11 protein-coding genes are annotated in these 12859 nt (G+C 35.0%); 7 read left to right on the top strand and 4 right to left on the bottom strand.

The features are described 5' to 3' along the window. Positions 1-311: 311 nt before the first annotated feature. On the top strand, positions 312-1988 hold the full coding sequence (locus NYQ10_RS17885; RefSeq protein WP_289877588.1) for a glycoside hydrolase family 28 protein: 1677 nt from the start codon (positions 312-314) through the stop codon (positions 1986-1988). Between the two features lie 224 nt (positions 1989-2212). Here the strand turns inward: NYQ10_RS17885 and NYQ10_RS17890 are convergent, their stop codons facing one another. The 4 genes from NYQ10_RS17890 to NYQ10_RS17905 all read right to left on the bottom strand — a co-directional run bounded on the left by NYQ10_RS17890 (position 2213) and on the right by NYQ10_RS17905 (position 6111). After that, positions 2213-3049, bottom strand: coding sequence for an amidohydrolase family protein (locus NYQ10_RS17890; protein WP_289877589.1), 837 nt, complete (start codon positions 3047-3049; stop codon positions 2213-2215). Between the two features lie 6 nt (positions 3050-3055). Then, positions 3056-3853, bottom strand: a complete 798-nt coding sequence (locus tag NYQ10_RS17895) for an SDR family oxidoreductase (protein ID WP_289877590.1) — start codon at positions 3851-3853, stop codon at positions 3056-3058. A gap of 181 nt (positions 3854-4034) precedes the next feature. Further along, entirely contained in the window at positions 4035-5048 is a 1014-nt protein-coding gene (locus NYQ10_RS17900; protein WP_289877591.1) for a zinc-binding alcohol dehydrogenase family protein, read from the bottom strand. 208 nt (positions 5049-5256) lie between these two features. Further along, positions 5257-6111 (bottom strand): fumarylacetoacetate hydrolase family protein, encoded by an 855-nt coding sequence (locus NYQ10_RS17905; RefSeq protein ID WP_289877592.1) that lies wholly within the window; start codon positions 6109-6111, stop codon positions 5257-5259. Positions 6112-6477: 366 nt separating this feature from the next. Between NYQ10_RS17905 and NYQ10_RS17910 the strand changes: the two genes are divergently transcribed. The 6 genes from NYQ10_RS17910 to NYQ10_RS17935 all read left to right on the top strand — a co-directional run bounded on the left by NYQ10_RS17910 (position 6478) and on the right by NYQ10_RS17935 (position 12811). Continuing rightward, complete coding sequence (locus tag NYQ10_RS17910; RefSeq protein WP_289877593.1) at positions 6478-7626, top strand: ABC transporter substrate-binding protein; 1149 nt, start codon at positions 6478-6480, stop codon at positions 7624-7626. Continuing rightward, positions 7623-8774, top strand: a complete 1152-nt coding sequence (locus tag NYQ10_RS17915; protein WP_289877594.1) for a CaiB/BaiF CoA transferase family protein — start codon at positions 7623-7625, stop codon at positions 8772-8774. Before NYQ10_RS17910 ends, NYQ10_RS17915 begins: the two co-directional genes overlap by 4 nt. After that, positions 8771-9910: a CaiB/BaiF CoA transferase family protein gene (locus tag NYQ10_RS17920; RefSeq protein ID WP_289877595.1), complete on the top strand. Its 1140-nt coding sequence runs from the start codon at positions 8771-8773 to the stop codon at positions 9908-9910. The genes NYQ10_RS17915 and NYQ10_RS17920 overlap by 4 nt, the downstream gene beginning before the upstream one ends. Beyond that, positions 9910-11166: an extracellular solute-binding protein gene (locus NYQ10_RS17925; protein WP_289877596.1), complete on the top strand. Its 1257-nt coding sequence runs from the start codon at positions 9910-9912 to the stop codon at positions 11164-11166. The genes NYQ10_RS17920 and NYQ10_RS17925 overlap by 1 nt, the downstream gene beginning before the upstream one ends. A 33-nt stretch (positions 11167-11199) precedes the next feature. Continuing rightward, complete coding sequence (locus NYQ10_RS17930; protein WP_289877597.1) at positions 11200-12273, top strand: Gfo/Idh/MocA family protein; 1074 nt, start codon at positions 11200-11202, stop codon at positions 12271-12273. Positions 12274-12370: 97 nt separating this feature from the next. Further along, positions 12371-12811 (top strand): MaoC/PaaZ C-terminal domain-containing protein, encoded by a 441-nt coding sequence (locus tag NYQ10_RS17935; RefSeq protein ID WP_276173181.1) that lies wholly within the window; start codon positions 12371-12373, stop codon positions 12809-12811. Positions 12812-12859 lie beyond the last annotated feature (48 nt).

Consider the following 12859-nt stretch of genomic DNA (forward strand, 5'->3'; position numbering starts at 1 on the left):
TTATCTTCTGCTTTCTCAATCAAAAAAAGTTAAATTCATAAAAAATCTGTGATAAACCGCCAAAAACTGGTATTTCATAATATTTTTTTAATAGATTTGTGTAATCGATTACATTGAATATTTGAAATTAAAAAAGTATAATTTTATTTATTGAATAAAAATTCACAGAATAAAAAATTGAATTATCAGTAAATCGAAAAAAAGTTCCTAAGACACTAAATAACTAAGATGCTATGTTTCACAATTGAATCTTAGCATCTTAGCCACTTAGAACCTCAGAACCTTAAAATATTAACTATAATATAATACGAATGAAAACTAACCGAATAATCCTTTTATGTGTTGCTCTCACCTCTTTTGCTTTGAGTTTCAATACAATTTCAGCACAAAAATCTGCCGATACGTATAAAAACATTGAATTTAAAATGTCAGAAGTTCAAGAACCTGTTATTCCAAATTACAGTATAAATTTAAAAGATTTTGGAGCTGTAAACGGAGGTTATGTTTTAAACACAAAAGCTTTTGCTGATGCAATTGTCGCCCTTTCTAAAAAAGGCGGAGGAAAATTAATTATTCCACCTGGAATATGGCTTACAGGTCCAATCATTCTGAAAAGCAATATTGAACTTCACGCTCAAACTGGGGCTTTAATTAAATTCTCTACAGATAAAACTTTATATCCAATTATCGAAACCAGTTTTGAAGGTATAAATACTTGGCGATGCATCTCTCCTATTTATGGCAAAAACTTAGAGAATGTAGCTTTTACAGGAAATGGCGTTTGGGATGGTTCTGGTGAAGCTTGGAGACAAGTTAAAAAGAGTAAACTGACAGACGAACAATGGAAGAAATTTGTAGCTTCTGGCGGGGTTTTAAACGAAAAAAAAGACAGCTGGTTTCCTTCTGAACAATATTTAAAAGGGGCTAAAGGTGCCGATCAGAATATTCGTCATGATTTGAAAACTAAAGAAGATTTTGAAGCTATTCACGATTTTTTACGTCCGGTTTTGGTCAGCATTCAAAATAGTAAAAGAGTGCTTTTTGACGGACCTGTTTTCCAAAACTCTCCTGCATGGAATATTCATCCTTTATTAATTGAAGATTTAATTGTTCGAAATATAACGGTTCGCAATCCATGGTTTTCTCAAAATGGTGACGGACTTGATGTAGAATCTTGTAAAAATGTAGTGATTGAAAATTCAAGTTTTGATGTGGGTGACGATGCCATCTGCATTAAATCGGGTAAAGATAAAGACGGACGCGACAGAGGTGTTCCTTGTGAAAATATTATTGTAAAAAACAATATAGTGTATCACGGTCATGGCGGTGTTACGGTTGGAAGTGAAATGTCTGGCGGTGTCAAAAATCTGCACGTTTCCAATTGTACTTTTATGGGAACTGACGTTGGTCTTCGTTTTAAAAGTACTCGCGGACGTGGCGGTGTTGTAGAAAACATTTACATCTCAGACGTTTTTATGACGGATATTCCGTCTCAAGCAATTTCATTCGATTTGTATTACGGAGGAAAATCGATCGCTGAAACTTTAGCGGAAGGCGGAAATACCGTTAGCACAAAAGCAATTCCGGTAAACGAAGAAACGCCTGAGTTTAAAAATATCGTAATCAAAAACATCACAATTAAAGGTGCTCAGCAAGCTGTATTTTTACAAGGGCTTCCCGAAATGAATTTGGAAAACATTGAAATCACAAACCTAATTGCTAAAGCGCAAAAAGGTTTTTCTATAATTGATGCTAACGGAATTAAAATCAGCAATGCACAATTGGATATCGAAGCTAAAAATACTTTCGAAATTTACAACGCTAAAAACCTTTCGCTTAAAAATATCGAATTTAATCCATCTTCTTCAAACGCAATTACGATTAATGGTGAAGCGAGTAAGAATATTGATTTGAGTGGTTCTAAGATTAATTTCTCTAAGACTACAACTATTGATAAAAATGTTCCTAAAAAAGCGGTTAAATTTTAATTCGAAATTTTCAAATTCCAAATTTCAAACATAGCCCGTGGTTTCAACCACGGGAACACAATGTGAGAAATGCATTATGTGACAATCTTGCGTTCCCGTGGTTGAAACCACGGGCTATGTTTTTTTTTCATTTCTCCCTTCGGTCGAAATGACAAATTTGACTCTAAAATAAAAAGCGTGAATTAATCAATTCACGCTTTTTTTATAAATCTAAAATTGAATATTTAGTCATTCAAACTATAGAAAGCATTCGCATTCCCAAACCAAATCTTATTCTGTTCTTCAACAGAAAACTTCGAAATATAATCTTCTAAAGTTTTAACTACTTCATTATAATCAGAAGCTACATTTAAAACGGGCCAATCTGAACCATACATTAATTTATCAGTTGAGAAATTCTCAAAAATCACATTTAAATACGGTTTTAAATCTTCTAGCTTCCAATTTTCCCAATCGGCTTCTGTGACCATTCCAGAAATTTTACACCAAACGTTATCGTATTTTGCAATTTCTTCGATTCCTTTTTTCCAAGAATCAATACTTCCTGATTTGATTTCTGGTTTTGCAATATGATCGATTACAAACTTTTGATTTGGAAAATCTTTCACCAAACTTATTGCTGCGGGTAATTGACGTTCAAAAATCAATAAATCGTAAGTATAATTAAATGGCTTTAAAGCTGCGATTCCTCTTCTAAATGCTTCTCCGTACATAAAATCATCCGCTTCACCTTGAACAACGTGTCTGAAGCCTTTCAGCTTTTTTTGATTTGAAAAGAATTGCAAACGTTCTTCAATGTTTTCATTTCGCAAATCTACCCAGCCTACAACTCCTTTTATAAAATCATTTTTAGAAGCCAAATCTAATAGAAAATTAGTTTCTTCTTCCGATTGGCTTGCCTGAACAGCCACACAGCCTTCAAACTGATTGGCTTTTAGTAATGGTTCTAAATCTTCCGGAAGAAAATCTCTTTGAATATTCTTCATGGTTTCATCAATCCAGCTATCTCTAACGGGATCAAACTTCCAAAAATGCTGATGGGAATCTATTCTTTTACTCATAACTTTTTAATTAACATCGCTGATTAATGCGCGGTCTAAATGTACGTAACCTCCATCCACAAAAACAAATTGTCCCGTAGTATGTGATGATTTTTCTGAAATGACGAAAAGTGCTGTGTCGGCAATTTCTTCTGTTTTAGTCATTCGACTTTCCAATGGAATCGTTTTACTAATTTTTTTCAAGACCGCTTCCCCATCAGGCAAAGTTTTAATCCAATCCTCATAAGCTGGCGTATAACTTTCTGCAATAATAATCGCATTCGAACGAATTCCGAAGTGAATCAAATCTACTGCCCATTCTCTGGTTAACCCCAAAACACCACCTTTCGCGGCAGCGTAACCCGAAGTTCCTCCTTGACCTGTTAGCGCTACTTTTGAACCGATATTCAAAATATTTCCTTTTGATTCTTTTAAAAATGGAAGCGAATATTTAGCCAATAAAAAATAGCTTACTACATTCAGTTTCAAAGAATCCATAAATTCTTCGTAAGAAGCGTCTAATCCTGCACCGTCATTAACGCCGACATTATTTATGATGGCATCAATTCTTCCATATTTAGCTCCGATTACTTTTACAGCATTTTCTATTGCAACAGGATCGGTTACATCAGTTTGCACAAATAAAGAATTAATGCCCCTTTTTTGAAGTCTTTCTGCGTATTCGAAACCTCTTGCATTCCTGTCAACTAAAACTGGGATTGCACCTTCATCTGCTAATCTGTTGACGATGGTTTCTCCGATACTGCCTTCTTTTCCAGCCGAACCAGAAACGACAACTATTTTATTTTTTAAGTTTAAATCCATTTTTGTGGGTATTAAAGTTTAGTAGTGGTTAGATTTTTAAACACATAGAAACATAGTTTTTAAAACCGCTCAAAGGCGTTTCACTTGCATACATACACATAGCTATGTGTTAAGAAACTAGTTTCTTTTTTATTATCTTTTACAAAAAATAAAAATCTATGTTTCTATGTGTTAGAAAAAATTATTCTATTTCAATTAACGCTTTGATCACATTACTCTTCGGATCAATCAATTTTCCAAAATCAGTAATCATTTCAGAAAAACTCGTTCTATGTGTGATATATTTTTTCGGATCGATTTTTCCTTCTTTCAAACATTTCATTACATATTCGAAATCTTCGATTGTTGCATTTCGGCTACTCATTAAAGTTGATTCTCTTTTGTGGAAATCTGGATGACTAAAACTTAATTCTCCCTTTTGAAGTCCAACCAAAACAAATCTACCTCCATGTGAAATATAATTGAAAGCGCTGTTCATCACTTTCTGATTTCCAGTCGCATCAATAACCACATTTGCCATATCGCCGTTTGTTAATTCAGCTAATTTTTGAGCAACATCATCATTTAACGGATTAATCGTTTCATCTGCATTCAGTTCCGTTTTACAGAAGTTCAATCTGTAATCGTTAATATCCATAACAATCACTTTAGCTCCGGCAATTTTAGCAAACTGAATCAAGCCAATTCCGATTGGTCCTGCTCCCATTACCAAAACGGTGTCCGTTGGTTTTACAGCAGCTCTTCTAACGCCGTGCGCTGCAATTGCCAAAGGTTCAACCAAAGCCAATTCATCATAATCTAAACCTTGACCGTGCAATAAATATTGTTCTGGAATCGAAACATATTCAGCCATTCCACCATCAATATGAACGCCAAAAACTTTGATATTTACACAGCAATTTGTTAAACCGTTTCGGCAGGCAACGCATTTTCCGCAGTTAAAATAGGGAATAAAAGTTACTTTATCTCCCGGTTTAAAACCTGCTGCATTTCCTTTTACATATTCTGCCGCCAATTCGTGGCCTAAAATTCTTGGATATTCAAAATACGGCTGAGTTCCGCCAAAAGCGTGAATATCAGTTCCGCAGATTCCGATTCTTTTGATTTTCAATAAAACTTCCCCTTCTTTTGGTTCTGGAATATTGGTTTCTTTAAGTAAAAATTCCTGCGGTTTTTCGCAAACAATATATTTCATTTTTTTGTTTTGTTTAAATTTGTAATTAGACGCGGATTATACAGATTCGCTATCGCGAAGACACGGATTAAACGGATTTTTTTATTAATTTCCCTAAAAACTTAAATATAAAAATCCGTTTAAATCCGCGTTTTTACGAAGTAAATCCGTTTTATCCGCGTCACAACGTACATCATTGGATTATTAGTTCAAATAACAGATAGATGTGTTACTTTTTATAAGCAACCGCTTTCTGTTTGCTTGTTCCTAAACCTTCAATTCCCAATTCCACAACATCGCCCGCTTTAATGTAAATCGGATCTGGCTTGATTCCTAAACCAACTCCCGGAGGCGTTCCTGTACTGATAATATCGCCTGGAAGCAACGTCATAAACTGACTTAAATAATGTACCAGATAAGGAATTTTGAAAACTAAATTTAAAGTATTGCTGTCTTGGTATTTTTTACCGTTTACCGTCAGCCACATTTTTAAATTGTCCACATCTACGATTTCGTCTTTTGTAGCCAAAAATGGTCCAAGAGGCGCAAAAGTGTCACTTCCTTTTCCTTTTGCCCATTGACCGCCACGTTCCAATTGAAAAGCTCTTTCGCTGTAATCATTCAATAAAGCATAACCTGCCACATAATCTAAAGCTTCCGCTTCTTCAACATAACTTGCTTTTTTGCCAACAATAAAAGCCAATTCAACTTCCCAGTCTGTTTTTTCGCTATTTTTTGGAATAATCAAATCATCGTCTGGACCGCACAAAGAAGTTGTTGATTTAAAGAAAATAATCGGTTCTGTCGGAATCGGTGCATTGGTTTCTTTACAGTGATCGATATAATTTAAACCAATGCAGATAATTTTTGAAGGTCTCGCAACTGGCGAGCCCAAACGCACTGAAGCATCTACTTCTGGTAAATTTGGATTGCTTTCTAATGCTTTTTGTAATTTTTCCAATCCGTTTTCTTCAAAGAAACTTTCGTTAAAATCGGTTACAATCGCAGAAACATCATATCTCTTTTCTCCAATCAAAACTCCAGGTTTCTCTTTTCCGATTTCTCCAAAACGTATTAATTTCATAATCGTATATTTTTAGTTGTTAGTTTATCATTTGTTGTCATTCTTCATTTATAAATTCAAAATTCCTTAAAAAGAGCAAAGCAAAATTAATAAATGTAAAATTTACAATTACAAAAATACTTTTTAAAAATTAATATCCGAGCTATATTTTATTTTCCGTTAATGAAAATGACTAAACTTTAAATTTTTATAACATTTTTTAGACGGTTTGTAAAAAATCTATCACTAATTATCCATTTATGTAAAAAAGATTTCTTAAAAAGAAAGGATTTCTTGTGCATTTAAATCTTATTTCTACTTTTGTAATTGTATTTTTTACATTTATTATTTCAATCGATTTCACTACTCAAAAATTCCTATATAAAAATGATAAAATTAAAAGGCATAACTTGGAATCATACAAGAGGTTTGCTTCCTATGGTTGCCACATCGCAACGCTTTACTGAATTACATCCTGATGTTGAAATTTCTTGGGAGAAAAGAAGTTTACAAGAATTTGCCGATGCTTCAATTGAAGATCTTGCCAAAAGGTTTGATTTATTGGTAATTGATCACCCTTGGACAGGTTTTGGAGCGCAGACTAAAGCGATTCTTCCTTTATCTGATTATTTATCAAACGAATATATTAAAGATCAAGAAAGTAATACCGTTGGAAAATCGTACGGAAGTTATGTTTTTCATGATAAATTATGGGCGTTGCCAATTGATGCAGCAACTCCGGTTGCCTCTGCCCGATTAGATCTTTTAGAAAAAAACAATTTAGAAGTTCCTAAAACTTACGATGATTTATTGGCTTTAGCCAAAAAAGGTTTAGTTGCCTTTGCAGGAATTCCAGTAGATGTTTTAATGAGTTTTTATATGTTTTGCTGCAGTTTGGGCGAAGCTCCTTTTCTCTCTGAAGAAAAAGTGATTTCTGAAACTACGGGAATCAAAGCGCTTCAAATGTTTAGAGAACTGGCGCAGTTGATTGATCCCGCAAACTTTAACCGTAATCCAATTCAGGTTTATGAAGCGATGGTAAATTCAAACGAAATTGCCTATTGTCCGTTTGCTTACGGTTATTCTAATTATTCTCGCATTGGCTACAGCCAAAACCTTTTACATTTTTATGATTTAGTGAAACTGAATGAAAATCCAATGATTTCTTCTTTGGGAGGAACTGGATTAGCGGTTTCATCATTCAGCGAAAATATTGAAACCTCCATAAAATACGCTGAATTTACTTGTTCATCACAGGTTCAGCAGAATATTTATACCGATAATGGCGGTCAGCCAGGACATTTACAAGCTTGGAAAAGTGAGCGAATTAATAGTGTAACGCACGATTATTTCAAAAATACGTTGCCAGCTTTAGAGCGTGCTTTCCTTCGTCCGAGATATTATGGTCACATGTATTTCCAAGATCATGCTGGAGATGTTGTTCGCAATTATTTGATGAATGGCGGAGAAGAATTAAAAGTTTTGGAAGAAATGAATTCGCTTTACGCGGAATCTCTAAAAATCCAGACCGTATGAGACCTTTAGAAGGATTAATTGTTTTGGAATTCTGTCAGTTTTTAGCAGGACCTTCAGCGGGTTTAAAACTGGCTGATTTGGGCGCACGCGTCATCAAAATCGAGCGTCCTGTAAAAGGTGAAGCCTGCAGACAATTGAGCATCAAAGATTTATTTGTTGATGATAGCAGTTTGCTTTTTCATACGATTAACAGAAATAAAGAATCTTTTGCAGCCGATTTGAAAAATCCTGACGAATTGGTTTTAATCAAAAAACTAATCGAAAAGGCTGATATTATGACGCATAATTTCAGACCCGGAGTAATGGAAAAAATCGGTTTAGATTTTGAAAATACTTTAGCTATTAATCCGCAGCTTATTTACGGAACGATTACAGGTTACGGAAACGAAGGCCCGTGGGCAAAAAAACCGGGACAAGATTTGTTGTTACAATCGCTTTCCGGATTAAGCTGGTTAAGCGGACGCAAAAGTCAAGGCCCAGTTCCTTTTGGTTTGGCTGTAGCCGATTTAATGTGCGGCAATCATTTTGTACAAGGAATTTTGGCAGCGCTTTTAAAAAGAGCTAAAACCAAAAAAGGAGTTTTGGTAGAAGTGAGTTTATTGGAATCTATTCTCGATGTACAATTTGAAGCCATTACTTCTTTCTTAAACGATGGCGGACAACAGCCAGAAAGAGGTGATATCAAAGGAAGCGCACATGCTTTTTTAAGCGCGCCATATGGCGTTTATGCAACTATTGACGGCTATTTATCGTTGGCAATGGGCGATTTAATCTTTATAGGAAAAACTTTGGGATTGGATTTAAACGCTTACGCGGATAAACATCTTTGGTTTGAAAAAAGAGATGAAATCAGAACAATTTTAAGCGAAAGGATTAAAACCCAAACTTCTGATTACTGGATTGAAATCCTGCAAAAAGAAGGTATTTGGTGCGGAAAAGTTTTCAATTACGAAGAACTCGACAATCAACCTTTTGTAACTGAATTACAGCTGAAACAAACCGTAAAAAATACCGAAGGCGAAACTTTGGTAACCACCAGAAGTCCGATCCAATTGGATGGAGAAATTTTGCTAAGTAAAAAAGCAGCGCCAAAAGTAGGTCAAGATAATTTGAATATTCACGAAAAATTTTTAAACAGCCAGAAATGAAACCATTAGAAGATTATTTAATTGTAGATTTCAGTCAGTTTCTTTCGGGGCCGTCGGCGAGTTTGCGTCTGGCCGATTTAGGAGCGCGTGTGATAAAAATTGAAAAACCAGGAACGGGAGATATCTGCCGTACTTTATATACTTCTGATTTGATTATGAACGGCGAATCCTCTGTTTTTCATACCATCAACAGAAACAAAGAATCTTTTGCCATTGATTTTAAACAGCCTGAAGAACTTCAAAATTTAAAAAAATTATTAGCCAAAGCTGATGTTGTCATGCATAATTTCAGACCTGGAGTTATGGAACGCATTGGATTAAGTTATGACGATGTAAAAAACATAAATCCGAATGTGATTTACGGATCTATTTCAGGTTTTGGAGAACATCCAGATTTGAAAGATTTACCGGGGCAGGATTTGCTTTTACAATCATTAACGGCTTTAACTTGGCTGAGCGGTAATCAAGAAGATGGACCAGTTCCAATGGGATTGTCGATTGTAGATATGCTTGCCGGCGCACATTTAGCTCAAGGAATTTTAGCTGCTTTATACAGAAAAGCAACTCATAATATTGGAGCACAAATTCAGGTAAGTATGCTGGAATCGGCGTTTGATTTTCAGTTTGAAACTATTACGACTTATTTTAATGACGGAGGTGAATTGCCAGTTCGAACTAAAACGAATAACGCACACGCTTATTTGGGCGCGCCATACGGAATTTACAAAACTATAAACGGCTATTTGGCACTAGCAATGGGCTCGATTCCTGTTTTGGCTTCTTTACTTAAATGTGACGCTTTATTACAATTCCCTGAAAATAAATTTACACTTAGAGACGAAATCAAAAATATCCTTGCCGCTCATTTGCAAACGCAGGAAACACAATTTTGGCTGGATATTTTAGAACCCGCAGACATTTGGTGCGCAGGAGTTTTAAATTATCAACAATTATTTGCAGAAGATGGTTTTAAGGTTTTGAATTTTACGCAACAAGTCGAAATGCTTGACGGTTATAGTTATAAAACAACACGCTGTCCGATAAAAATTGATGGCGAATATCTGACTTCAGGAAAAGGTTCGCCGAAACTAGGTCAGGACAACGAGAAAATTATTAAAGAATTTATAGACTGTTAATGGAAAAAATTAGAATCGCCGTTCGTAAATTCGATCCTTTCGAAAGTACACTTCGAAAATTATGGGATGCATTTTCACTTCAAAATAATATAAAAATGGAAGCTGAAATGGTTGCCTTAGAACTTCATGATTTATATGAAACTACCATTTCAGATAAAGGTTTAAAAGAAGGAAAATGGGATATCGCTCATATCAATACCGATTGGATTTTTGATGCTGCAAACGAAAATGCGGTTCTTAATTTGTTTTCCTTAATTGGTGAAAATCCGCCAGAAAACTATCCTTTTGGATGGCATAAATCGCTTTTGCATTTGCAGAAATTAAGCAATGGCATTTTCGGACTTCCATTTCACGATGGCCCAGAATGTCTCATTTACAGAAAAGATTTATTCGAAAACGAAGCAGAAAAAGAGAATTTTAAAAAACAATTTGGTTACGAACTTGCTACACCAAAAACTTGGCAGGAATTTTCAGAAATTGCGACATTCTTTAATCGTCCCGAACAAAATTTATACGGTGCTGTTTTTGCCAATTATCCAGACGGACATAATATGGTTTTTGATTTTTGCCTGCAATTATGGACGCGAGGCGGATCTTTATTAAACAAAAAAAATCAGATTGATATTCATAATGAAGCGGCGATAAAAGCATTAGATTTTTATAGAAAAATGGTCAATGACAAAAATGCGGTTCATCCAAAATCGAGAGAATTTGGTTCGGTTGAAGCAGGTTTAGCTTTCGCCGAAGGACAAGCAGCAATGGCAATCAACTGGTTCGGATTTGCTTCGATGGCAGAAGTAATTGACGAATCGAAAGTGAAAGGAAAAATCGATATCACTTCTCTCCCAGCTGATCCTGGTTATAAAACGGCTTCTTTAAACGTATATTGGTTGTATACAATTGGTTCTGGAAGCAAACACAAAAAACTAGCATATGATTTTTTACGTTTTGCAACTACACCAGAAAGTGATAAATTATTGACAGCAGAAGGCGGAATTGGATGTAGAAAATCCACTTGGAAAGATGAAGAAATCAATACTTTAATTCCGTTTTATCATAAACTGGAAATGCTTCACGAAAATGCATTGACATTACCTCAAACGCCAATCTGGCCAAAAGTCGCAGAACTTATTGACGGAGCGGTTTTAAAAGCCATTGAAACTGATATTCCATCGGAAATACTTTTAGAAGAAACTCAAAAGAAAATAAGAAAACTAAGTCAAGGAACAACATTACACGGCTCTGTCAAAAATTAAAATTGACAGGCTTAATTTCAAAATATAGAACAAATGAATATTCCCTATAAACCTTTACTTCCACAAACAGAACAACCAATTGTGATTATTGGAGCAAGCGGTATTGTAAAAGATGCGCATCTTCCTGCTTATGAAATGGCTGGTTTTAAAGTTTTTGGTATTACTAATAGAACGATTTCGAAAGCATACGATTTACAGAAACAATTCAAAATCGATTATGTTTTTGAAAGTGTTGCCGATGCAGTTAAAAATGCGCCTTCAAACACTGTTTACGATATTACCGTTTTACCTGATCAATATATCGAAATTTTAGAGCAATTGCCTGATGGATCTGCAGTTTTGATTCAGAAACCAATGGGAAATGATTTATCACAGGCTCGCGAAATTGTCGAAGTTTGCGAAAGAAAAAATTTAGTTGCTGCTATCAATTTCCAGTTGCGTTTTGCCTCTTTTGTAAGTGCTGCCAGATATTTAATCGATCAGGGAATTATTGGCGAATTATATGATTTAGAATTTAAAGTTACCGTAAATACTCCTTGGGAATTATTTCCTTTAATAAAAGAGCATCCAAGATTGGAAATTCTTTTCCACAGCGTGCATTATATTGACTGCATTAGATCTTTTCTGGGTAATCCGAAAAGTGTTTATGCTAAAACAGCCAAACATCCGCTTAAAAAATTATCTTCAAGTCGATCTACGATTATTCTGGATTATGGAGAAGATAAACATGTTGTAATCAATACGAATCATGATCATCACTTTGGTCCAAAACATGAAGAAAGTTATATTAAATGGGAAGGAACAAAAGGCGCCGTTAAAGCAAAAATGGGATTGTTAATGAATTATCCTGACGGTTTGCCAGATGTTTTTGAATACGCTTTGCCAAAAAAAAGTAATGAAAATGAATACGAATGGACAGAAGTGAAATTAGAAGGTTCTTGGTTTCCTGAAGCTTTTATTGGCGCAATGTCTAATCTCATGCGTTACAAAGAGGGTTCTGACGATAAATTGTCTGCTAGCGTTCAAGATGTCTTAGGCACGATGAAAGTTGTAGAAGCCTGCTACGCGAGCAGTAAAAATGGCGGAATTTCTTTTGAAGAAGTGTAATTAAAACACTATATTTCAAAACCAAAAAAAAACAAATTTAAGCCTTCTTCAAAACAAACGTATTTTTAAAGTAAGGCCGACAAAAAATAACTATAATATGTATTTTAAATCGACTTTTTTCGAAGATTACCAAATCGACGACAAACGAGTAACATTAGGCAGAACAATCACAGAAACTGACTTCGTAGTTCATGCCGGACACACTGGAGATTTCTTCCCGCACCACATGGACGAAGAATGGTGCAAAACGCAACCATTCGGACAAAGAATTGCACACGGAACTATGGTTTTTGCCATCGGAATCGGATTAACGGCTTCAGAAATAAATCCCGAAGCTTTTTCTAGAGGTTATGACAAAATGCGTTTTGTAAAACCTGTTCATATCGGCGACACTATTCATTCTGAAATCACTATTTCTGAAAAAGGAGAAGCTAAAAATCCAGAAATGGGAACCGTAACAGAACATGTAGAAATCATTAACCAACGTGGCGAAGTCGTTTTGGTATGTGATCATTTACTTTTAGTAAAGAAAAAATAATTTTCTTCTAGGGACAAAGGTTCAGAGGTGCAAAGGAACAGAGGTTTC

This window comes from Flavobacterium johnsoniae, from assembly GCF_030388325.1.
GTDB lineage: Bacteria > Bacteroidota > Bacteroidia > Flavobacteriales > Flavobacteriaceae > Flavobacterium > Flavobacterium johnsoniae_C.